22 protein-coding genes and 1 tRNA gene are annotated in these 24,064 nt (G+C 43.3%); 9 read left to right on the top strand and 14 right to left on the bottom strand.

The window, feature by feature from the left end; translation table 11 throughout:
* Positions 1–12: 12 nt before the first annotated feature.
* Genes NJD71_RS05065 through NJD71_RS05055 form a run of 3 tightly spaced genes read right to left on the bottom strand, consistent with a single transcriptional unit; the run spans position 13 to position 1,521 of the window.
* Complete coding sequence (locus tag NJD71_RS05065; protein WP_319050851.1) at positions 13–432, bottom strand: protein-export chaperone SecB; 420 nt, start codon at positions 430–432, stop codon at positions 13–15.
* An 11-nt stretch (positions 433–443) separates the two neighbouring features.
* A complete protein-coding gene (locus NJD71_RS05060; RefSeq protein ID WP_319050850.1) occupies positions 444–902 on the bottom strand; it encodes a hypothetical protein in 459 nt (152 codons plus the stop codon).
* A 16-nt stretch (positions 903–918) separates the two neighbouring features.
* Positions 919–1,521 (bottom strand): hypothetical protein, encoded by a 603-nt coding sequence (locus tag NJD71_RS05055; protein WP_319050849.1) that lies wholly within the window; start codon positions 1,519–1,521, stop codon positions 919–921.
* A gap of 491 nt (positions 1,522–2,012) precedes the next feature.
* Between NJD71_RS05055 and NJD71_RS05050 the strand changes: the two genes are divergently transcribed.
* Entirely contained in the window at positions 2,013–3,338 is a 1,326-nt protein-coding gene (locus NJD71_RS05050; protein WP_319050848.1) for a valine--pyruvate transaminase, read from the top strand.
* A gap of 100 nt (positions 3,339–3,438) precedes the next feature.
* Here the strand turns inward: NJD71_RS05050 and NJD71_RS05045 are convergent, their stop codons facing one another.
* The 4 genes from NJD71_RS05045 to hisB form a co-directional block, all read right to left on the bottom strand.
* Positions 3,439–4,344 (bottom strand): DJ-1/PfpI family protein, encoded by a 906-nt coding sequence (locus NJD71_RS05045; RefSeq protein ID WP_319050847.1) that lies wholly within the window; start codon positions 4,342–4,344, stop codon positions 3,439–3,441.
* Positions 4,345–4,776: 432 nt separating this feature from the next.
* Complete coding sequence (locus NJD71_RS05040; protein WP_319050846.1) at positions 4,777–5,145, bottom strand: hypothetical protein; 369 nt, start codon at positions 5,143–5,145, stop codon at positions 4,777–4,779.
* A 192-nt stretch (positions 5,146–5,337) separates the two neighbouring features.
* Positions 5,338–5,982, bottom strand: a complete 645-nt coding sequence (hisH, locus tag NJD71_RS05035; protein ID WP_319050845.1) for an imidazole glycerol phosphate synthase subunit HisH — start codon at positions 5,980–5,982, stop codon at positions 5,338–5,340.
* Positions 5,982–6,629 carry an imidazoleglycerol-phosphate dehydratase HisB gene (gene hisB / locus NJD71_RS05030; protein WP_319050844.1) on the bottom strand — a complete coding sequence of 216 codons (648 nt, stop codon included), beginning with the start codon at positions 6,627–6,629 and terminating at the stop codon, positions 5,982–5,984. The genes hisH and hisB overlap by 1 nt, the downstream gene beginning before the upstream one ends.
* 415 nt (positions 6,630–7,044) lie before the next feature.
* Between hisB and NJD71_RS05025 the strand changes: the two genes are divergently transcribed.
* The 4 genes from NJD71_RS05025 (at position 7,045) to NJD71_RS05010 (ending at position 9,109) form a co-directional block, all read left to right on the top strand.
* Entirely contained in the window at positions 7,045–7,467 is a 423-nt protein-coding gene (locus NJD71_RS05025) for a hypothetical protein (protein ID WP_319050843.1), read from the top strand.
* A 123-nt stretch (positions 7,468–7,590) separates the two neighbouring features.
* Positions 7,591–7,666 (top strand) — tRNA-Phe (locus tag NJD71_RS05020).
* A 192-nt stretch (positions 7,667–7,858) separates the two neighbouring features.
* Positions 7,859–8,359 (top strand): DUF4385 domain-containing protein, encoded by a 501-nt coding sequence (locus NJD71_RS05015; protein ID WP_319050842.1) that lies wholly within the window; start codon positions 7,859–7,861, stop codon positions 8,357–8,359.
* Between the two features lie 42 nt (positions 8,360–8,401).
* Positions 8,402–9,109, top strand: a complete 708-nt coding sequence (locus NJD71_RS05010; protein WP_319050841.1) for a phosphoglycolate phosphatase — start codon at positions 8,402–8,404, stop codon at positions 9,107–9,109.
* Positions 9,110–9,170: 61 nt separating this feature from the next.
* On the opposite strand, the gene NJD71_RS05005 is transcribed toward NJD71_RS05010, so the two are convergent.
* Positions 9,171–10,700, bottom strand: a complete 1,530-nt coding sequence (locus NJD71_RS05005) for a YifB family Mg chelatase-like AAA ATPase (protein WP_319050840.1) — start codon at positions 10,698–10,700, stop codon at positions 9,171–9,173.
* A gap of 315 nt (positions 10,701–11,015) precedes the next feature.
* Here NJD71_RS05005 and NJD71_RS05000 point away from each other — a divergent pair, with 315 nt between their 5' ends.
* Positions 11,016–13,466, top strand: a complete 2,451-nt coding sequence (locus NJD71_RS05000; protein ID WP_319050839.1) for a penicillin acylase family protein — start codon at positions 11,016–11,018, stop codon at positions 13,464–13,466.
* Between the two features lie 396 nt (positions 13,467–13,862).
* Positions 13,863–15,341 (top strand): oxygen-independent coproporphyrinogen III oxidase, encoded by a 1,479-nt coding sequence (gene hemN, locus NJD71_RS04995; RefSeq protein ID WP_442967651.1) that lies wholly within the window; start codon positions 13,863–13,865, stop codon positions 15,339–15,341.
* Between the two features lie 82 nt (positions 15,342–15,423).
* Here the strand turns inward: hemN and NJD71_RS04990 are convergent, their stop codons facing one another.
* From NJD71_RS04990 to NJD71_RS04975, 4 genes are all read right to left on the bottom strand, one after another.
* Positions 15,424–16,305 (bottom strand): SPFH domain-containing protein, encoded by an 882-nt coding sequence (locus NJD71_RS04990; RefSeq protein ID WP_319050837.1) that lies wholly within the window; start codon positions 16,303–16,305, stop codon positions 15,424–15,426.
* Between the two features lie 90 nt (positions 16,306–16,395).
* A complete protein-coding gene (locus NJD71_RS04985; protein WP_319050836.1) occupies positions 16,396–16,992 on the bottom strand; it encodes an NfeD family protein in 597 nt (198 codons plus the stop codon).
* A 196-nt stretch (positions 16,993–17,188) separates the two neighbouring features.
* The gene (locus tag NJD71_RS04980) at positions 17,189–17,740 is read right to left on the bottom strand and encodes an outer membrane protein (protein WP_319050835.1); all 552 of its coding nucleotides are present in this window, start codon (positions 17,738–17,740) and stop codon (positions 17,189–17,191) included.
* 219 nt (positions 17,741–17,959) lie between these two features.
* Positions 17,960–18,496 (bottom strand): porin family protein, encoded by a 537-nt coding sequence (locus tag NJD71_RS04975; RefSeq protein WP_319050834.1) that lies wholly within the window; start codon positions 18,494–18,496, stop codon positions 17,960–17,962.
* 304 nt (positions 18,497–18,800) lie between these two features.
* Between NJD71_RS04975 and NJD71_RS04970 the strand changes: the two genes are divergently transcribed.
* Together NJD71_RS04970 and NJD71_RS04965 are read left to right on the top strand one after the other, a co-directional pair.
* Positions 18,801–20,048 carry an 8-amino-7-oxononanoate synthase gene (locus NJD71_RS04970; protein WP_319050833.1) on the top strand — a complete coding sequence of 416 codons (1,248 nt, stop codon included), beginning with the start codon at positions 18,801–18,803 and terminating at the stop codon, positions 20,046–20,048.
* Positions 20,049–20,120: 72 nt separating this feature from the next.
* Positions 20,121–20,930 (top strand): methyltransferase domain-containing protein, encoded by an 810-nt coding sequence (locus NJD71_RS04965; protein ID WP_319050832.1) that lies wholly within the window; start codon positions 20,121–20,123, stop codon positions 20,928–20,930.
* 227 nt (positions 20,931–21,157) lie between these two features.
* Here the strand turns inward: NJD71_RS04965 and dnaK are convergent, their stop codons facing one another.
* Positions 21,158–23,101, bottom strand: a complete 1,944-nt coding sequence (dnaK, locus tag NJD71_RS04960; RefSeq protein WP_319050831.1) for a molecular chaperone DnaK — start codon at positions 23,099–23,101, stop codon at positions 21,158–21,160.
* Between the two features lie 184 nt (positions 23,102–23,285).
* Positions 23,286–23,885 carry a nucleotide exchange factor GrpE gene (gene grpE / locus NJD71_RS04955; protein ID WP_319050830.1) on the bottom strand — a complete coding sequence of 200 codons (600 nt, stop codon included), beginning with the start codon at positions 23,883–23,885 and terminating at the stop codon, positions 23,286–23,288.
* Positions 23,886–24,064: the final 179 nt, after the last annotated feature.

The following is a 24,064-nucleotide window of genomic DNA, read 5'->3' as shown; positions in this document are numbered from 1 at the left end:
ACATCACCTTAACTACTTTCTTTCGTTTTTTACCTTAGTAAAATTATAGGTTGGTAATAAAACTGAGCTATAACCTGAACTAGTAAAAAAGTTATTAACTGAAGCTCTTAGGAATGGATAAGCAATTGCAGGTGCGTTTACTTTAGGAAAATGTGATGATTTAAATTTCTCAGTAATTCCCTCATCATTAGAAAAACGTGCAGCAAATTCAACTTCAAACTCTCCTAAATCTTGTTCATTATCAATTTTACTAACTTTCAATGCAAAATGAACAAAAAAGATGTTTTCTTCATCTTCTAGGAAAATAGGACTGAAACTTAAAGGTAGGTCTATATCTCCGTTATCTCCTATTTCATATAAATAGTCGATAAGACAGTTACTTGGGGTAAATGCTAATTTCAGTATTCTATAGTCAAGAAATTTTATACCCATCGAATATTACCTCAGGCTGCTTTAGAATATTTGTTGTTGTTGGGGTTGCAGTTTGTATAAGAATGGCTAGTAGCTGGACGAGACTTCTTATTATTAAGAACTCCTTGAAAAATTCCTCTATATTGATTTCTATCATTTTCTTTTTTTAAATAGCCATTGAACACTACTTTTGAGATATCAGAAATCTCGTCTCTGGTAGTATTATTGGCTAAATGACTTTCGTCTATAGCTGTAACACACTTAGCGATAAGTCGATGATAAAACTCACCACTATTATCAGCTTTTCTAGGTTTAGAGACTAATGTAAAATCAGTTGAGAAACTATAAAATTCTTCAATTTTAAAATCTTCGAGTAAAATACTATCTGAATTATGGCTCAAGGATTCATACTGAAACTTAAATGTCTCACTATCAATATTTTTAGATAATTCTGCTAAATGTTGTTTAGCCCTTTCAATATAACTTGACATTTTAATATCCTTTGATTTAACTAGCTATATATTCACAATAATCATCAGGGAAGATAGGGAACTTATCTTTTATACACGCTACATTCTCATGAAACACGCATAACTGTATTCTTGGAATTCCTTCAAAAAACTCTTTTGAATCACTTGTCATATATATACTTTTGAAACTCTTGTCATAAAAGTTATGGTGAATTTTAATAGCATTAAATTCGAACATTTCACTTTTATAGAATTTCCGAAAATATTCAACTAGTCCAGAAATAGTAGGCTCAGGAACCTCCTGATTTGGGTAATTTTTATTATAATTATCTAAAAAAAATGCTTTTAATTGATACAAATACTCCATATGTTCAGCATTTCCACTTAGATCCAATAAAAGTTCACTATTTATTTTGATAAAATATTCGGTAATGCAGTAAGGAGCCTTTAATCTCCTCTTTCCCCACCATTCCGCATTTCTAATGGAGTCAGTCCAGAAGTAGTAGCCTTCTCCTAACCACTGTTTTTTTTCACTTGAATATTCACTTGCAAAATGTGGGAAGTTGCTAAATATTGTATTCCAGTCGGAAGCGTCAATTTTACAAGTTTGGTAACATTTAAGTTTCATCTCGTACAACACACATACCCCTATTCTTACTATAAGAAGAATATTCTAGAGTAAATTAGCATCGTAATAATTAGTGTGATTTTTAGAATTACGATAAGCTATACTGTATATAGACTATTCTAGATAACAGAATCATAACATTTGTAGGTTATATTATCTATAGCATACTTTTTTTACCTTACCTAAACTATACCTACCCGAAATATAAGTAATTCTAATCTCATTAGTTTTTTTATATGAGCGCGCTGTGCACTACTGGCTACAAGTTCCTGATAAAACTTTTTTAAAGAGCTTGTACTTGCAAGTGCTTAGTCTCTAAGACCTCAAACCAAAATGCCTTCTACTCATGTATAGGGCATTTTTTACTTCACAAACTGTATAGACATATAAGTCAATATCCACTCCGCACTTTGCTTATTTTATAGCCCTCATTTGCTATACTAGCCCCACTTTATCGGTTAAATACCCACTTATAACATCCTTCCAAACAGCATGGTAGCCTTATGAAATTCTCAAAGTTCGGTCAAAAATTTACCCAACCTACTGGCATCTCACAATTGATGGATGATCTTGGCGATGCGCTAAAAAGCGATCAGCCCGTCAATATGCTGGGCGGTGGTAACCCTGCCAAAATTGATGCCGTCAATGAGCTGTTTTTGGAGACCTATAAGGCACTAGGCGTTGATAACGATGCAGGCGTGCCCAATAGTAGCGCGATTATCAGCATGGCGAACTACTCCAATCCGCAAGGGGATGCAGGCTTTATCGATGCCTTGGTTGGCTTCTTTAACCGTCACTATGATTGGAATCTCACGGCGGACAACATCGCCCTGACCAATGGTTCGCAGAATGCGTTTTTCTATTTGTTTAATCTGTTTGGCGGGGCGTTCACTGATGAGCAGAGCGAATCTGTCGACAAGTCCATTCTACTGCCATTGACCCCTGAGTATATCGGCTATAGCGATGTGCATGTCGAAGGTCAGCATTTCGCAGCCGTATTACCACACATCGATGAAGTAACGCATGATGGCGAGGAAGGCTTCTTTAAATATCGTGTCGATTTTGAGGCGTTAGAAAACTTGCCAGCGCTCAAGGAAGGTCGTATCGGGGCGATTTGCTGCTCACGCCCAACCAACCCGACAGGCAACGTGCTGACTGATGACGAAATGGCGCATCTATCCGAGATTGCGGGGCGCTATGGCATACCACTGATCATCGATAACGCTTACGGTATGCCCTTCCCGAATATCATCTATTCTGATGTCACTTTAAATTGGGATAATAATACAATCCTTTGCTTTAGCCTATCGAAGATTGGCTTGCCCGGTATGCGTACGGGTATTATCGTCGCCGATGCCGAAGTGATCAAGGCGGTCAGCGCGATGAATGCCGTGGTCAATCTAGCACCGACACGCTTTGGTGCAGCGATAGCCACGCCATTGGTCGAAAACGACCGTATCAAGCAGTTATCTGACAATGAGATTAAGCCGTTTTATCAAAAGCAGGCAAAACTCGCGGTGAGGCTGTTAAAAGAATCCTTGGGCGATTATCCGCTCATGATTCATAAGCCTGAAGGAGCGATATTCTTTTGGTTATGGTTTAAGGATTTGCCGATTAGCACGCTTGATCTATACGAGCGTCTAAAAGAAAAAGGCACGCTTATTGTGCCAAGCGAATACTTCTTCCCCGGTGTCGATGTCAGCGATTATCAGCATGCCCATGAGTGTATTCGTATGAGTATCGCCGCCGATGAGCAGACGCTGACGGATGGTATTAGAGCGATTGGTGAAGTGATAAGAGAGCTTTACGATGAGGCACAGAACAAGTAACCCTATCTGCAACTCGCAAAATAAAAAAAACGGACTGATTAATAGTCCGTTTTTTTATGCTATAAAATGATTTATTTTAAGTGAATGGTTTGTCACCCTTTTAGCTAAGCGCTTTTAGTAATTCATTAGCGCTTAGTTTACCAAACTCATTGGCAGCTAATGGTCCATCTCCTGAGATCAGTTTTCTATCTTGATGAGTGCTACCGGTGGCCAGTTTATTGCTAATAGTGACGCCTAGGTCTTCAAGCTTATCCCCAAAGTACCATGGCATCGTACCAGGCAGATAGCCAATTTTTGGCATTTGCTTATCCATACCAGTGGGGAACGCTACCATCTCATAGCCTTTAAAGATAAAGTCGCGCTCGGACTTATCATCTGCCTTATCAGAACCGTTTAGATTGGCGGACAATAAAGTGGCAGGTCCATGGCAAATCGCTAAGGTAAATAAGTCATTTTCATGGCCCCAGCGTAGTAATTCGCCAAGGTTCTTGTCCTCAGGCAAGTCTAGCATCGCGCCATGGCCACCTGGAATAAAAATCGCTGCATAGTCGTCGCTATCGGCCATGTCATTTTTAACAAAGTCAGCAATACTGTTCGGACTCTCAAGCTTTGACCGATACTCAGCGTATAATTGTTTAACGTCGTCATCATCTTCTGGCATCGCCCATTGCTCAACTTTGACAGACGCTCCTGTTGGCGTAAAAACGTCCACGTCAAAACCCGCTTTTTTAAAATGCAATAAGGGCACCATCATCTCAACAGGGTGATTGCCAGTATCAAATTTTTTACCATTTTCCATAGTCATGTATTGCTGCTCGGTACAGACCATGAGGATTTTTTTATTGCCCGTATACGGCGTGTCATACTCTGTATTGTCATAATTAGTTTTACTTGGGGCCGCCAATTTCAAAGACGACTTGGAAGGAATATATACCCCCGCTTCGGTTTCTTGTGCTTGCAACCCTAACGTTTCTTTTGTATTGTCTAGTATTTTTTGGATATTCATAGTGCTTCCTAGTTATTATTAATTATGGAGGGTCGATACCGAGTCAGGCGATATCTAAAGGCAGTATCTAAAGACAGTATCTAAAGACAGTATCTAAAGACAATGTGCTTAGGATATACGCCGATACCGCTACCCTTTTATCTTAAGATAACAAACTGAGAAAGGGTTAAATAGACAAGACTTTTTATATTTCGTAAGCTTTGTAAAGAGAGCGTGTTTGATCTGTCAAATCACAACCACTGCAATAGCGACCGATTTAGGTAAAAGCTATTTTAGAAGTCATTTGTGTGATGTTCTTATAGGAGTGCTGCTCTTGACGAACAAATGCAAAAGCATGCTGTTAAAGCGATTGGCGGAAGTGTTTCGTGAGCTTTATAATTAAGCGCAAAGCAAATAGTCGTAAGTTCAAACGAACAAATAAAAACGGACTGATTAATAGTCCGTTTTTTTATGGCGTTTGGTGATTGAAGTAGATCTATTGGTCGGGTGAAAGACCGTCGTCCATTTATTGAGCGCAAAGAGCACATAAGATAGCAGACAGGTATTAATCAAATCACGGATACTCGCGATAATTTGAACACGGCTTAGACCTGCCATACCTAGCGTTTCAAGAGTCTTTTGATTGTCTAAATACTCGCCCAACAGCGCAATGCCAGTCACAACAATCAAAGCGATAAATGCTCTGATATTTTGGCTTTTGATGATAGGACGCAGCACAAATAAGCAAAGTAGATAGACCCCGATACCGACATAGATGTGCAAGGCATCTTTGGCAAGGTCAGTTGTTTCCACAACATTCATTTTAAAGGCATTAAAATCCACTGAGGTATTCCAAATATAAGCGAGCAAGAAGTAATTGAGCGTATCATCAAACAATAATAACTGAGAATCGACAACTAAGAATGACAACAGCAGAAAATAAAAAAGGTAGATTATACAATTGATAATCTACCCTTTGCTAAATTAAATATTCACTTTATATTTATCGTTTATCTATATATTCCACTCTACAAAATTCTTGAGCAGTTGCAAGCCTGCAGTATGGCTTTTTTCTGGATGGAACTGGGTGGCGAATAGATTGTCTTTGATGACACTGGCACAGAACGGTTGACCATAGTCACATACCGCTGCGACTTGCGCACTATCAGCAGGCTCGCAGTAATAGCTATGTACAAAATAAAAATGCGCGTTGTCCTCAATGCCGTGCCACAGCGGATGATCGGTATCCATCTCATTGATGGTATTCCAGCCCATATGCGGTACCTTTATCGTAGCGCCTTGCTGGTCAGTCCACGTCGGATCGAATGCTTCTACCGTGCCGTTTAAGATACCAAGGCAATCTGTGCCGCCATTCTCAGCGGATTGCTCAAACAGCGCCTGCATACCCACACAGATAGCCATGACGGGCTTGTTGAACACTGCTTGGCGTATGACATCATCGATACCTGCATCGTGCATACCAGCGATACAGTCACGCATCGCGCCGACACCAGGGAAGACGATCTTATCTGCTGCCGCCACGATTTTTGGGTCATTGGTGATAGAGACGTCTGCGCCAACGACTGACAACGCTTTGCCAGCCGAGTGCAAATTGCCCATGCCATAATCTAGTAATGCTACTTTGGTCACTTTAGCCATTAAAACGCCTCTTTGGTCGATGGCAAGGTGTTCAATGCACGCTCATCATATTCACAGGCCATACGTAATGCACGCGCAAAGGCTTTGAAGGTTGATTCGATCTGATGATGGCTGTTTTTACCTTTGAGATTATCCAAATGTACGGTCATCCATGAGTGATTGACGAATCCATAGAAGAACTCACTGAACAGATCAACATCGAAGCGGCCAACGTGCGAGCGAGTGAATGGAATATCCATGTGCAACCCCGGACGCCCTGATAGATCAACCACTGCGCGGGTCAATGCTTCGTCTAGCGGCGCATAGAAATGCCCGTAGCGACGGATGCCTTTTTTGTCGCCCAATGCTTTGTTGAATGCTTGACCCAGCGTAATACCCGTATCTTCGACACTATGGTGGTCATCGATAAAGGTGTCGCCAACACATTTGATGTCTAGGTCAAACAAACCGTGACGTTTGATTTGATCAATCATATGATCCAAAAATGGTACACCCGTGTCTACCACACCTTTACCAGTCCCATCGAGGTTGACGGTACAGGTGATTTGCGTTTCGGCGGTAATGCGCTCGACAGTCGCAATACGCTCAGGGCGACCATGTAGATTTAGGTTTGTTGTTCGATTTTGCTCAGTTGCATTGGCTGTCATGGCTACTCTCTATCGGTTCTTTATCAGTGAAAAGCGGTCAATAAGTAGGGCAAAAAACACCCGTTACTTTATATTATGTTTTCTGCTAGCACTCTAATCAGCACTAGCATTACAGGTATTAAAAAATGATATATACAAAAGATATCAATATATTAGGGTTTATACGTACTTAATATTATGTAGCCTCATCATAGCAAACCCTAACATTTACTGCCACGCTCAAGGGCCAAACCACGCACAAAATCACCTCATTCTGCTAAAATAGTGTGTTGAGTATTATCAATCATGACTTGCACCAATTTTTAGATACTCTATTCTGTAGCCTACTCTTTATAACGTTGTACCATGTTATGACTTTGTGCTGTGCCGTACTATACCCTTATACTATAAAAACCCTCTATTTATAGGAACCACTATGCCTTTAGAAGCGATTGCCATCAATAGTTTGGATGCACCACTCATCAAAAAACCATCTCGTGACAATGAGCTAGCAGAGCGTTTGCAGGCATTGTACGATAGCGATGACACGCAGCCTAATGGTACTGAGGTGTTAAATATCGTTGAGCAAGGGTTTAAACGTGGACAGACCCTATATGTTGGTATGTTCAATGACAAACCTATCGCTGCGGTTGGGTGTTTTGATGATGGACAGACCGATGCCAAACGTTTGCAGTATCTCACCGTGCATCCGGAGAATCGCAAACGCGCCATCGATGCCAAATTTATTAAATTGGTCTATGATGCGGAGGTCAAAAAAGGCGTCCGTGAGTTTGTCCCTGCTGATACTGATATTCACCGTATTATGAGCGAGTATGAACTGCTGCGCGTAAAAGACTAAACCGAGCGCTAAAACGGTTAATTTTGCCCATATCTGATTATTTATCGTCTTTTATTAGATATAATTCAAAAACAGCTTGACAGCGACGCGTATATTTAGTTTAATAGCGACCTCAACGAAGACGGCTCGATAGCTCAGTCGGTAGAGCAACGGATTGAAAATCCGTGTGTCGGCAGTTCGAACCTGCCTCGAGCCACCATTCGTTAATAGAATTCTAAAAAGCCCCGAACAGTGATGTTCGGGGCTTTTTTTATGCCTGTTATTTATGCTTGTCGCACACCGTCACTATTGCATAACATTTCTATCCTGTTTTCTAAACAGCTTGGCTCAGTATACTCAATAACCATATGTGAGTAGATACCAATTATAATAAAGAGCAAGGGTAGCCATTATGAGAGAATTTGATTACGACTTAGATTACAAAAACTTAGATTTGCGTGCGCAGCCTGAGTTGTATCGTGTGGGCCGCGGTGAGCAAGGAGTATTACTCGTAGAACCTTATAAGTCTGAAATACTACCGCACTGGCGCTTTGCCACGCCTGATATCGCCACCGAGAGTAGTGAGGCCATTTATCAGATGTTTTTGGACTACTTGGCCGACGATGATTTTGTTGGTGCGGATATGGCGCGTAAGTTTATACAAATGGGCTATACCCGCGCTCGTCGCTATGCCAATCACAAAGGCGGCAAAAAGTACAAAGGCGCGGTCCCTGATGATAAAAAAGGTCAAAGCGGTGCTCATGGTCGCGAAGAATTGCCAAGGCAAATCGAGGATCCTATCAAAGCAGAGTCTGCGCGAATCTTTAAGGTCAAATGGGACGAGTGCCGAGAGAATGAAGATTATCTAAGAATGAAAAAAGAGCATCGCGAACGCTATAAAGATGTCGAGTAACCATAAGAGAAAACGCAAACCCATTAACCAATAGGCAAAGCAATGAGTAAAAAAGAAATGAACAATAACGACAAGCAGCTTTTGATCTTTGATTTTGATGGCACACTCATTGATAGCGTGCCAGACTTGGCCGATGCGACCAACGCTATGCTGACCACCCTTGGTAAGGAAACCTACCCTATCGAAACCATACGCAATTGGATAGGCAATGGTTCACGGTTGCTGGTAGAGCGCGCGCTGGTGGGTAAAGTAGAAGTGGCAGACAGCGAGTTAACGGTTGAGGAAGCCGATCACGCAGAACGCGTATTTCTTGATGCGTATAACAAGCTAAGCGGTAGCAAAACTGTCGCCTATCCAGATGTGGACGAAGGACTCAAAAAACTCCATGGCGCTGGCTATACGCTTGCTCTGGTGACTAACAAACCCATTCGTTTTGTCCCAAAAATACTACAGTCATTTGGCTGGCAGGATTTATTTAGTGAGGTGATGGGCGGTGATAGTTTACCTGTCAAAAAACCAGACCCAGCGCCCCTACTACACGTCTGTAAAAGTCTTGATATTAGTGCTGAGCAAGCAATAATGATTGGGGATTCTAGAAACGATATGTTAGCGGGTCAAAACGCCAATATGGATACGCTTGGACTGTCTTATGGCTATAACTACGGACAAGATATTCGTGAGCTAAACCCGACCGCAGCATTTGATAATTTTGCCGACTTGGTTGCTTGGATTATGGCAGATAGCATTTAATCTATAATAATATCTGTCCAGTGCTCAGAAGGAATTGCCAAAAAATCTGCTAAAACCAAGGTTACGCTTTGCTGCGATAGCTCAGCGCCTCAGACACATGAGCACTATTAATATCAGTACTATTGGCCAAGTCAGCGATGGTACGAGCAACTCGCAGTACCCGATGGTAACCACGAGCAGAGAGGTTCAAGCGCTGCTGGGCAAGCTGCAATAGTTGCTTTTCACTATCACCCAGCTCAATGTACTGATCAATCTCACTAGGGCTCAGCTCGTTATTGACTTTTTGTTGCCGTTTTAACTGCTGCTGATGCGCAGTCGCTACTCGAGTACGCACTTGTTTAGACGTCTCACCTGCCTGCGCGTTTTGCAAGTCAGCAATAGGCAGCGCTGGTACGGTGATATGCAGATCAATACGATCTAATAGCGGCCCTGATAATTTGTCTTGGTAGCGTTTTATTTGCTCAGGTCGACAACGACAACGCCCTGAGGTATCACCATCATAACCGCACGGGCAAGGGTTCATAGCAGCGACCAGCTGAAAGTTCGCCGGAAAGGTCATTTGAGAATTGGCACGGCTAATGGTAATTTGCTTGGCCTCTAACGGCTGACGCAGCACCTCAAGTACGCTGCGATCGAACTCTGGTAACTCATCGAGAAACAAAACGCCCTTGTTCGCCAAAGTAATCTCACCTGGTTTGGGCCGTGAGCCACCACCAACCAATGCGACGGCCGATATCGTATGATGAACCTGCCTGAACGGCCTTGTCCCATAGTCATAATCGCTGTCTGCCACTGAGTACGTACTGGCAACTTCTAGCGCATCTTCATCGCTCAGATCAGGCAGTATCGTCGGCAACCGTGATGCCATAAGCGTCTTCCCCGAACCTGGCGGTCCAGTAAACAACAACGAATGACCACCAGCTGCTGCAATCTCTAGCGCGCGTCTGGCATGATGCTGTCCCTTAACATCCGCTAAATCTACTTGATACCCGACATGCTGCGGTGCTGGACGGGGCTGCACTACTTCCAAGCAGTCATAAATTGCACTTGGGTCAGTCAAGGATTGTAGATGGTCGCAAACTGCCTTTAGACTCTGCGCGGCCAGTACCGTCACGCCATCGACGCGACTGGCCTCACCCCCATTATCAACTGGTACGATAAGTTGCGGTGTCTGCGATAGTTTTGATGCTAGCCCTTCCGCTTTGATCGCGCGAGCAACTGCTAAACTGCCAGTGACCTGCCGCAGTTCACCGTTAAGTGCCAGCTCTCCTATAAACTCAAACTTCGATAGCACCTCTGGCTCAAGCTGTCCGCTTGCCGCCAATATACCTATGGCTATTGGTAAATCTAAACGTGCACCATCTTTAGGTAGATCAGCCGGAGCTAAATTAATCGTGAGACGCCGATTGGGAAACTGAAATCCTGAATTAAGAATAGCAGAGCGCACTCTGTCTTTGCTCTCGCGTACAGCCGCTTCAGGCAGACCGACGATGGTCAACGCAGGTAACCCTTGCGACAGATGAACTTCAATGATGACTTTGGGAGCATGCAAACCGACGACTGATCGGGTATAGACTTGAGCAAACGACATCAGTGTTTTCCTAATATTAGGGAGTAATTGATGATAGAGTATTATTTATCAGTGCGCAAATGTCGTGTTTTATCACTGGTATAGTGAGTAAATAGTATTATATGATGAGCAAATGTTCGTTTTAATTTTGATCCTACTGGCTAAAGACTGAGGCGTGTTTGATACCACTCTTGTTTGCTGCTCAGCAAACATCAAGTCACTACTAGCGTTCAAAATCAATCAGAGCATTGGCAATAAAAGGATTTTATTGTCTATATAAAGCGGCTTCTTGCTATCCGCTTTATACACACCAACTAACCATGGATGGATAAGCTTATGAGCATCGATATGCTTCCTCAGCGTGTGCCTAGGCTCGCGCTACTCACAGTGGCTGTTTCTGTAGGACTGTCTGGTTGTTTCACAGATGGCGATGACGATCCCTTTGATTCTGAGACTACCTACGCTGCAGATATTCAGCGTACTGAATTTGGCATTCCACATATTACCGCACAGGATTATAAAGGGCTCGGTTACGGCGTAGGTTACGCATTTGCGGAGGACAACATTTGCTCACTAGCACGTGAGGTCGTCGTAGCCAGCGGACAGAGCATGCGCTACCTCGGTGACGACGGTGACGTAGATAGCGACGTCTTTTATACTTGGTATAACTCTCCAGAGAGACGCGCTAGTTTCTTGGCCGCTCAGGATCCCGAGACTATTGATGCTGTCACAGGTTACGCTGCTGGCTATAGCCGGTATCTACGTGATACAGGGGTTGATAACATCAATCCTGACTGCGCTGGCGCCGAATGGGTACGTGAGATTACGATTGATGATTTGCTGACTGTCTACGGCAAAGCAAACTTGCGCGGCGGCTTGTCTAACTTTGTCAGATCTATCGTCGCAGCAGCACCGCCTGATCAAGATATGACTATGGACAGCAGTAGAATGCGTACTGTCAGCCCAGAGCCAGTAGCTGATTTTGATAATTCAACAATCAATGCAATGAAAGGTGGTAGTAACGCCTACGCATTTGGCAGCGAAGTAACGGGTACTGATAGCGGTATCTTGTACGGCAACCCACATGAGCCATGGGAGGGCGTACAGCGCTTCTATGAGTTTCATTTGACCTTGCCAGGTGAGCTCGATGTGATGGGCGCCGCTCAACAAGGCCAGCCCTTTATCAATATCGGTTTTAATAAAGATGTGGCATGGAGTCATACAGTCTCTACCGCCAAACGCTTTACCCTTTATCAGCTTAGCTTGGTAAATGGTGACCCTATGAAATACAATTATCAAAATAGTGACGGTGTGTTTGAGCAGCGTGATATCGAAGAAGTCGAGGTAACGATTCAGTTGCCAGATGGCGGGGAGCGCGTTGAGTCTTTATATCTATCTCAATATGGGCCAATGTTGAATGTAAAAGCACTAAACGATCAGCTGCCTAACTGGGGTGATAACAATCTCGCTTATACCATTCGCGATGCGGCATCTGAGAATCCGCGTGCCCTCAATCAATGGCGTAGTATGAATAAAGCCACGAGCGTCGAAGACCTAGTCGATAGAATGCAAGATACCCTTGGTCTTGGGTTCGTTAATACCATTGCTACTGACCGCTACGGCAAGGCCTTGTACGCCGATATTTCAACCGTACCCCATGTCACCAAGCAACAGCTAGAATCCTGTAGTGCCAATGCTGGTCCATTCCTTGGCGCGTTGATTGCAGCAGACTTGCCAGCACTAAACGGAGCCACAGCTGCCTGTGAATGGGGCAATGATGCTGACTCACCGCAAGCAGGTATTTTTGGACGCTCAAACCTACCGTTTTTGATTCGTGATGATTATGTTGCCAACTCAAACGACAGCTACTGGTTGAGCAATCCACAGCAGCCACTGACTGGGTTCTCACCGCTCCTACGTCGTCGTCTAACGCCATTCTTAGGACCCAATGCAGTAGAAGGCGTACCGTTACTGATGCGTTCGCGTATGGGGCTGACACAGATCTCAGATCGACTGAGCAATACAGACCAACTTGGTGGCACCACCTTTAATCTAGATAATATGCAAGACGTGGTCTATGGCAACCGCAGCTATGTTGCTGAGCTCGTACTCGATGATGTATTGGCAGACTGTACAACCAACCCTATGATGCCACTGACTAGCGGTGGTACTATCGATGCCACTCAAGCTTGTAATATTCTGAGCAATTGGGATCGCCGTAACAACCTAGATAGCAAAGGTGCTCATGTATTTAGAGAGTTTTGGCGCAGCGTCGACTTTACTGAAACTACAGATGACGCCTTCAATGTGAAGTTCGATATCAATGACCCTGTCAATACGCCACGTGACCTGATTATCAATGATAATACGCGTCAGGCATTGGGAGATGCCATTAGCTACTTCAATGACAAAAATATCGCCCTTGATGCCTCTTTGGCAGACTTACAGTACGTCATCGATGCAGGTAGTAATAACGAAAAAATCTCTATGCATGGCGGACTTGGACGCGAAGGTATCTTTAACGTCGCTCAAGGCCCAGGACTCAATGAAGATGGTACTTATAAGCCAATTACCAACGGTCCTACCTATATGCAGACCGTAACTTTTGATAGCAACGGCCCTGTCGTAGAAGCGTTACTGGCATATTCACAAGCCTCAGACAGCACGCGCCCGTACCACCGTGATCAGACACGCCGTTACTCAGCCAAAGACTGGATACGCTTGCCTTTTAGTAAAACTGAAGTCAATGACCAAGCGATTGGTGGTACCATTCAACTGAGAGAGTAGCATTGGCAAAGTGAAGTAGATAAGTAAAGTGTAAATATAAAAGCCTCAGCCCGGTGCTGGGGTTTTTTTTATCCAAAGTGCTGGGGATTTTTGTGTCAAAGTAACCGCTGTATTTTGATAGCTGAGTACACTGACCAAGAACCCCACTGGCAATAAGGATTTGTTATACTAGTCATCATAAATTCGGTGATAGATACAGCTACCAATAACCTGCTCAAATTTTTTTATCAGCTTTCTAAAAATAAGGCTAGCATTCACTTACTGAACGACTAACCATATAAGAATCCGTATGTTCGGCGTCAAAACGAGGAATATCGCATGACAGACTACTCAGAACAAAACACTCAACAGCCTTACAACCGTGCGGACGACTCGCCCACCACGGTGCGCCCTGTTATGCAACCAGACAACCCTTATGCCAGTACACGCGGTAGCATCACCAGTAAGCAATTACCACCGTTCGATGAGACCATCATCAACAAGTATAATCGTTCAGGCCCACGTTATACCTCATACCCAACGGCGTTAGAGTTCACACCGATACCAGACAGACTTGAGACGACTGCTCTTGAGACAAAAATTCTCCAAAATCGTGAGTCTCGTGCACCACTATCTTTGTATTTTCATATTCCGTTTTGTCGTCACCTTTGCTATTACTGTGCCTGCAATAAAATCATTACCAAAAAAAACAGCGACTCTGGTGACTATCTACAATACCTGATCGCTGAGATTGCTTTGAAACGTCGCTTACTATCTGCGCCAGATGGCAGCGAAAAACCACTGGTCAAGCAGCTCCATCTAGGCGGTGGTACACCAACGTTTTTGCGTGATGAGGAAATAGTAAAACTGTGGGCGTTCTTGCACACTCAGTTTGAGTTTTTACCTGAAGATGAAGGTGATTACTCTATCGAGATTGATCCCCGTGAACTGGGTGACAATACCCTACAAACGCTGCGCAACCTGGGTTTTAATCGTATCAGCTTGGGCGTACAAGATTTAGATGAAACGGTACAAATCGCCGTCAATCGCGTGCACTCAGCAGAAATGATTGAAAATGTGTTAAATGAAGCGCGTAAGCTTGGTTTTGGCTCTATTAATATTGACCTCATTTACGGTTTACCGCATCAAACGCCTGATACTTTGGGCAACACTGTACAGCGTATTATCGAGATGTCACCAGATCGTCTGTCAGTCTTTAACTATGCTCACCTGCCCGAGCGGTTTAAAGCTCAGCGTCAGATCAAAGATGAAGACCTACCAACTCCAGCTGACAAACTTGCCATGCTCGGCAATACTGTCAATACACTGACCGAAGCTGGTTATCAATACATTGGCATCGATCACTTTGCCAAGCCTGATGACGAGTTGGCTGTTGCCCAGCGCCAAGGTAAATTACATCGCAACTTTCAAGGCTATACCATCATGGGCGACTGTGATTTATTGGGCTTTGGTGTCTCATCTATCAGTCAGATTGCCAATAGCAACACCCGCTATATATTGCAAAACGATACCGATCTACACACCTATCAAGCTAGAATAGACAAAGCAAAACCTAATCCTCTGATTATGCCTGCTGTAAAATATATCAAGACATCTATCAGAGATCGATTGCGTGAATATGTCATTATGAATCTGCTCTGCCACGATTATCTCGACTTTAAAGATGTGAATCAAAAGTTTGGTATCGATGCCATTACTTACTTTATTGATGAAATTCAACAATTAGGGACGATGCAAAATAACAGACTAATCGATATGGATGCAGCAGGTATTCGTGTCCTACCAAGAGGACGCCTGCTTGGTCGCAATGTCGCCATGGTGTTTGATGAGTACTTGAAAGATAAACACAACGGTCACTTCTCAAAAGTGATCTGAGCTTACGACTCAAAAACCAATTATCAGTCATAAAAAAAGACCTCATGTGAGGTCTTTTTTTATGACTGGCTAACTACACTTTCTACACTTTTAATTTATCACCGACCATACCTTTTACAGTGCTCAAGATATCTGCTGGTAGTACCACCATTTTTGAGTTATCAGACTCTGCCAGTTGACGAATAGACTTGATGTACTGCTCACCAAGTAAGTAGACAATCGGCATCTCTTCATCCCCCATCGCCGCTGTGATAAGACGAATCGACTCCTCTGAACCTCTGGCCAGTACCACTTGCGCTTCAGCATCGCGACGTGACGCTTCAAGACGTCCATCTGCTTCCAATATAGCCGCTTGTTTTTGGCCGTCAGCACGGGTGACTGTCGCTCGGCGTAAACGCTCTGCTGCTGCCTGCTCTTCCATAGAGGCTTGCATGGTTTGCGAAGGATTAATGTCTTGAATTTCTACGGTTTTGAGCGTAATACCCCAATCAGCGATGTCTTCTGAAATCGCTTGTTTGAGCAATGCCTTGATCTCATCACGACTCGATAAAGCATTATCAAGATCCATCTCACCAATGATTGAGCGCAATGATGTCTGTACTAAATTACGGATACCATGCTCATAATCTTCAATACCATAGACCGCTTTGTCTGGGCGTAGGATATTGATATAAGCGACCGCATTAGCGATGATGACCACGTTATCGCGGGTGATAACCTCTTGCGATGGGATATCTAGTACGATGTCTTTGGTAGTAACTTTATAGGCGATTCTATCCACAAAAGGAATAATAAGGCTAAAGCCAGGCTCTAAGGTCTGCTGATATTTACCCAGCCGCTGCACGACCCACTTGTACCCCTGCGGGACAATACAGACACTCTTAAAGACAGTAAAAACCACCAAGGCTGCTAATACCAACATCACGATACCGCCGCCATTTAAAATACTTAAGATGCTACTCATACGATTCTCCTTGATCCTCGCCTTGTTTGCCAGCGACGTGATTTATGTCCTTTTTATCTTGATTTAAAAATATTCGGTATATCATGCGCGTCATTTGCTAGTGCCTGTCTCTGTGGGGTCAGGTTTGTGCAAGCTCAGTCTATTTCCGTTAGGTTTTTTGGTAGACACTTGAGTATTTGCAGGTACTTGGCTATTGAGTGTCGGTGTAATATTTGGGCGTATCGTTTTGGGTGCTTGGAGGCGCTGTGTGGGAGCAACCACCAGCTCATCGCCAACCACTTTTAAGACCACCACGCGATCGCCCATCTCCACCCTCGCACCTGCTGTGCGGCATGGCCACTCATCCGCTCCCCAAACAGGTACGTTAAAGCGAACCATACCAGGGATACCTTTTTGCGGTTTGACCACGATCATACCGGTCTCACCAATCACTAAATTACTGCTTTGCGCCGCCTTTTTGCGACTCATGGATAGGGGCTTGATGTATTTGACCCAAGCCAGCATAAAAAAAACCGAAAGCGTAAGCCAGATCAGCACCTGAAATAATAAAGGAATAGGGAGCAACCATGCTAAGGCCGCAATGATCACAGCGGCTACGCCAAACCACAAGCTGGCAAACGTCGGCACAAACATCTCAACGATCAATAGTAAGAAGCCCAATACCAGCCAATGCCAAGGTTCAATCATCAAAAACATCTCCATCCTTGCCACCATTCCTATCTTTATCATTCCAGTTTTTAATGTATCATATTTTTAAGGATAACAATGCTTTAACCGTATTCCTGATACACGTTTACATACTGTGCTCCCAAAATATCTGTTGCCAATTTTAGGCAAAAAAAACGACCACCTAAGTGATCGTTTTTTAGCTAAGGTTTGAGACTTAGAATTTGTAATGTGCACCAAGAGTTAATAGCGTAAGGTCTTCAGCAACATAGTCATATTCAGCTTCAACACTCATGTTAGGGTTGAAGTTATACCCTAAACCGATACCACCAGCGACACCACTATCACTACCACTGTTATTTTCAAAGTTGCCAAAGTCGTCGCTTATAGAAGCATCAATCTCAGCTTTAGCATAGCCTAGTTTACCCTTGGCATATAGACCAGTGTTAGGGAATGCATAACGGTAAGTACCATAAGCACCATAGGTTTTAAGGTCATACTCAGCGTCAACACCACTATTGCCTGTATCAACATCAGTATCACTAGAACCTACGTATTCAATCTCGGCACCAAAGTTAGAATCAAAATTATAACCAGCATATACACCGTACGCCGTTGGATCATCTAGATCATCAACATCTACCATGAACTTACCAGCTTTAATACCAACATACGATTGACCAGCACCATAAGAGATTGCTGCTTGCGCACTCATTGTCATTACTGAACCGACGATTGCTGCGAGTAACGCTTTTTGTAGATTTTTCATAGACTATTCTCAACCTTGGATTTAATAAACAAATGATTTGTTTAACCTTGAATACTACTCAACTATATTTCACTTGTTTTTAGTAGTGCAACATCATACCAAATTATCTAATAAAGTAAACATATGTTTTATATAATTTTAGACGAAAAAAAACGACCACTTAAAGTGGTCGTTTTTTATTGCAGTACTTAAGCTAAATGCTTAGTCTAGGCTAAATGTTTAGAATTTTAGCTGTGCACCAACAGTCATAAGATCTACATCATCACCTAACATGTCGTATTCAGCTTCAACACTGAAGTCAGAGTTTACTGCGTAACCAAGACCTACACCACCAGCAAGATTGGTATCGTCTCTTGAACCATCAGACAAACCTAGATTAGTATTAGATGCTTCTACTTCAGTTTTCGCTACACCTAGCTTACCTTTCGCATATAAGCCAGTATTTGGGAATGCATAACGATAGGTACCATAAGCGCCATATGTTTTGGCATCGATGTCGCCGCCTCTGTAGTCAGCGTCATCTGAACCAACATACTCAGCTTCTACACCGAAGTTAGGATCAAAGTTGTAACCAGCATACACACCATAGGCAGTTGGATCATCAGCATTATCGATATCTAAATCGAATTGACCGACTTTAGCACCAACATACGGCTGACCTGTATAGCCATTACCATAGTTAACAGCGGCTTGTGCGCTAACAGTAAGTAAAGAACCAGTTGCTAGTGCAAGTAACGTTTTTTGTAGAGTTTTCATTATTAGCTCCTTCAAGTAAATTTGGACAAACAAGTTATTTAGTTGTATTGACCATTTGGCCGTATCGCCTTGTTTGCTAACGATGGGTACATAGTAACAAACTATTTCAGACACTCTGTCAGTGTTTAATGGTATGAGAGTTAAGATTTGAAAGCATTTGTCAGTCCACTAGTTACAAAGGCTTAGATATGAAACCTTTTGTTACAACCGCTCCGTTTGTGCAATAATTCCTACTCATTTCGCAGAATTTTTGCCAAATATTTGGTCAAATACGACTTAAATAATAGAAAAATAAAGAGAAAAGATGAAAAAAGCCATCACCGATCATTTGCAAGTCGCGCTTGCAGACCTCAAAGCAAAACAGCAATACCGCCAACTGCCCGAGCTGCAACATCATGGTCGCTACATTATCAAAGAAGGCGAAGCATTACTCAATATCGCCAGTAATGACTATCTAGGCTTGGGCGGTGATACCGAGTTGCAGGCTGAATTCTTCGATCAGTTAGAGCAATCATCCGATACGCTGCCTCCCAAAATGAGCGCTACTTCATCGCGGCTATTAACGGGCAATGACACCCAGCTACAAACATTAGAGTCTGAACTGCAAAATTGGTACGAGAGCGCAGTAGAAAAACAAAACGTTCCTAAACAAAATATCCTTAATTCAAAAACAGCACTGGTATTGAATAGTGGCTATCATGCTAACCTTGGTATTTTGCCCGCGTTGACCGCTCTGCCAGTCAAGACGCTGATATTAGCTGACAAGCTAGTACATGCGAGTATCATCGATGGTATGCGCTTGAGTCAAAGCAAACTGGTCACCTATCGTCGCTACCGTCACAACGATTACGAACATTTGACTCGGTTTATTGAGCAGGCAGATGAGAGCGTTGAGCGCATCATCATTGTTACTGAAAGTATTTTTAGTATGGATGGTGACCGTGCTGACTTGCTTCAACTAGTACAACTAAAAGCAAAAGATACTCGTATTGAGTTATATGTCGATGAAGCACATGCTGTTGGCGTACTTGGCAAAACAGGTTTGGGCCTAGCAGAAGAAACACATACTTTAGTAGATATTGATTACTTAGTAGGGACGTTTGGTAAAGCCTTTGCATCAATTGGTGCTTACATCATGTGTGACGATATCACAAAGCAGTGGTTGATAAACGCCATGCGTCCACTGATATTTAGCACTGCACTCCCCCCTATCAATCATGCATGGACGCGCTTTATTTTAGGAAAAATGCCAGCGCTCACTGATCAACGCGTACACTTAGCACAAATTTCAAGACAACTGAGCCAAGCCATCAGTCCTGAATATCGTGTCCCATCATCAGCACAAACTCCTACCTATGAATCGCCTATTGTGCCTTATATTTTGGGTGACAATGCGCGTACCATGGCAAAGGCAAAACAGCTCCAAGCCGCTGGATTTTACGCCTTGCCTATCAGGCCGCCTACTGTTCCTGCAAACACCGCTCGCATTCGACTCGTTATGAATGCCAAATTGACCATCGCAGACTGCGAGCAACTGATAGCGCAGTTATGACATAGTCGTTTAGTACAAACGTTTGCGCTCACTATCAGCTGATTAGTGACTCACTTGGATAGAATAAAGCACATGACAATACTTAGCGCCCCTAATACCTTTAGTGTCCGAAAACAAACCATTGCTCGTCACTTTGCTAGTGCCAGTGACTATGATCAGCACGCCAGTATTCAACAAGAAGTCTGTCAGTATTTGCTCGCAAATATCGCTCATACGAAGCAACCAAGTGTGTTAGAAGTCGGCGCAGGTACCGGTCAGATGACGCGCCTGCTTGCTGAACATATTCATAGCCAACACTGGCTCATTAATGAGTTGTGTACTGAGCAAGCTGCGACATTGCAGTCGATACTACCAACGGCTGAGATAGCCATCGGCGATGCTGAAACCATAGATTTAGCAGCAAATCACAGCCTAATCATCAGTGCCAATGCCGTGCAATGGTTTGACAATCCGCTCAGCTTTATTGCGCAATCAGCACAGCGCCTACAATCTGGAGGACAGCTGGTCTTTAGCACCTTTACGCCAAATAATTTTCTGCAAATCAAGACGCTCACTGGTCAAGGGCTGAGTTATCCAGACATTGATGCATGGCAATCAGCATTAGACTGTGCTGGTTTTAAAAATACTGAGCTTTCGGTTCAGCGCTATGATTTACCATTTCTATCTCCCTATGCTGTCTTAAAACATATGAAACTCACTGGCGTATCGACCAATCAAACACAACAGTCAGCCCATGACACTCAGACTTTTAGATGGACAAAGTCACGTCTACAGCAATTTGAGTCAGACTACTGGCGGTATTTTTCCGCAGAAAATGAAACAGGGCAACCTGTTGTGAATTTAACCTATGAAGTACTGGCAGTGAGCGCCTTTATACCATAGGCGCGCAGCACGCTATGAAAGCAGTAGCTAGGGCATATCATAAATAGAAAAAGTAACAGCCATAAAAAAACGCATCTCGAAAGATGCGTTTTTTAATTTAACTGCTTGTCGATTTGTATCGACTATACCATTTTCAAAAACTTGAGTAGCCGAGAAAACGAGCGTAAGTACTACATTGAGTAGACTAGGCGAGTTTGACGCAGCTCATCGCGTTTTTGGAGTTGATATTATTTTTTGTCTTCGTCTACTTCAGTAAACTCAGCATCAACGACGTCGTCATCAGCCTGGTTGCTTTCTGCTGCGCCTTCAGCACCTTGTTGGAACTGGCTTGGATCCATACCTTCTGCGCCAGCACCGCTATCAGCGTAGATTTTTTGGCTGATTGGCAAGAAAGCATTGTCTAATGCTTCAAGCTTTGCTTTAATTTCGTCATGATCGTCTTCTTTCGCTGCCGCTTCAAGCTCAGTGATCGCAGTTTCTACTGTTGATTTTTCTTCATCAGTAACTTTATCTTCTGCTTCTTTCAGTGCTTTTTGTACCGCATGGATACGACCATCTGCTTCGTTACGAACTTGCGCTAGGTTAGCGAATTTCTCATCTTCAGCAGCGTTGGCTTCTGCATCACGAACCATTTGTTCAACTTCTTCATCCGACAAACCAGAATCTGCTTTGATTTGGATGCTTTGTGCTTTACCAGTACCTTTATCGGTTGCTGAGATGTTCATGATACCATCAGCGTTGATGTCAAAAGACACTTCGATTTGCGGTAGGCCACGTGGTGCTGGTGGGATATCCGTCAAGTCAAAACGACCAAGCATTTTGTTTTGGTTAGCGATTTTACGCTCACCTTGATATACCTGAATCGTTACTGCTGGCTGGTTGTCTTCAGCCGTTGAGAATACCTGTGATTTCTTGGTAGGAATCATGGTGTTTTTCTCGATAACTGGCGTCATCACACCGCCCATGGTTTCGATACCTAGGGTCAATGGCGTCACATCAAGTAGCAATACGTCAGTTTTGTCACCAGACAATACCGCACCTTGAATCGCTGCACCAGCTGCAACTGCTTCATCAGGGTTCACGTCTTTACGTGGCTCTTGACCAAAGAACTGCTGTACGTTTTGCTGTACTAGTGGCATACGAGTCTGACCACCAACGAGGATAACGTCATCGATATCGCCAATTTTTAGACCAGCATCTTCAAGTGCAGTCTTACATGGACCGATTGTACGCTGTACTAGGTCTTCAGTTAGGCTCTCAAGTTTTGAGCGGCTGATAGTAACAACCAAATGCTTAGGACCACTGCTATCAGCGGTGATGTATGGCAAGTTGACTTCGGTGCTTTGCGCGCTTGATAGTTCAATCTTCGCTTTTTCAGCGGCTTCTTTTAGACGCTGCATCGCAAGAGAGTCACCTTTTAGGTTCACATCTTGCTCTTTTTTAAATTCAGCAACTAAGAAATCAATCAACGCTGAGTCAAAATCTTCACCACCAAGGAAAGTGTCACCGTTGGTCGCTAGTACTTCAAACTGTTGCTCGCCATCAACGTCTGCGATTTCGATGATTGAGATATCAAAAGTACCACCGCCCAAGTCATATACAGCAACCGTGCTATCGCCTTGCTTCTTATCCATACCATAAGCAAGTGCCGCAGCAGTTGGCTCATTGATGATACGTTTTACATCAAGACCAGCGATTTTACCCGCATCTTTAGTTGCTTGACGCTGTGAATCATTGAAATAAGCAGGTACAGTTACGACCGCTTCAGTTACGCTCTCACCAAGATAGTCTTCTGCTGTTTTTTTCATTTTCTTCAAGATTTCAGCAGAAACCTGTGGTGGCGCAAGCTTTTTACCGTTGATTTCTACCCATGCATCGCCGTTGTCTGCTTTAGCGATTTTGTAAGGTACCATGCCGATATCTTTTTGCACGACTTTGTCATCAAAACGACGACCAATCAAACGTTTGATCGCAAATAACGTGTTGCTTGGGTTGGTTACTGCTTGACGCTTAGCTGACTGACCAACAAGCGTTTCGTCGTCTTTATAAGCGACGATTGATGGTGTGGTACGCGTACCTTCAGCATTCTCGATGACTTTAACTTTGTCACCTTCCATCACTGCTACACACGAGTTAGTTGTACCTAAATCAATACCAATTACTTTACCCATAATCAATTGCTCCTAATTTGTTTTTAACTATAAATACTTATTTATCCAGACCGTAGTCGGTCACTTGTTGCTATATATCGGTTTGCCTGTCGTATTTTTCAAGGCAATAAATACGTAAAAACTGTCTTTCCTGTGGTTTTTTGTGAAAAACCTTCATATTAGTAGGGTTTAGCCTCTAAAAATACTACTGACCAACACGTACCATTGCCGGACGCAATAGACGACCGTTTAGGCTATAGCCTTTTTGTAAGACCGTACCAACTGTATCCGCTTCTGCTTCTGGGTCAATACCAACAGCTTCATGGAAGTCAGCGTTGAACCTTTCGCCTTGTGGGTCGACGGTCTCTACGCCATTTTTGGTCAATACAGCGACCAGCGCTTTATGGGTCAATTGAACCCCTTCGGCTACTGGATCGTTTGCATTTGCATTTTCCATAGCGCGCTCTAAGTTATCAACGATGTCGAGTAACTCTTTAGCGAATTTTTGCAGGGCGAATTTTTTGCTCTTATCTGCTTCTTGCTCAGCACGCTTTTGCGCATTGTAAGCTTCAGCATTAGCGCGCGCAGTACCTTCTTTGGCTTGTTTTACTTCGCCTTCTAGCTCAGCAATACGTGCTTTGAATGTATCGAGGTTGATTTCGTTTTCGATAGTCGCCTCTTCACCTGAGTTGTTCTGCGGATCAAACTCTTTCATGGTTTCTTCTAAGATACTGTTTTGATGCTCAACATTATCGTGTACCACAGTCTGGTCAAGCGTTTCTTTATTTGGGGTTTGCTCGCTCATGATAGCTCCTTGGAATTTCAATAATAATGATTACGACAATAATAGTTACGACAAGACGCAACGACTCAGCCAATTGTTGGCTGTATTGCGCCTTTATCAGATGCCTAACGATTCTTACTCATTGTTTTTATTAATGCGCTCTAATAGCTGATTGATAAAGGTGATACGTATAAATTTCA

This window comes from Psychrobacter sp. PP-21 (assembly GCF_033790785.1).
Taxonomy (GTDB): domain Bacteria; phylum Pseudomonadota; class Gammaproteobacteria; order Pseudomonadales; family Moraxellaceae; genus Psychrobacter.
Note: the sequence above shows the minus strand (reverse complement) of the source record. Positions and strands in the feature narration are given on the sequence as shown.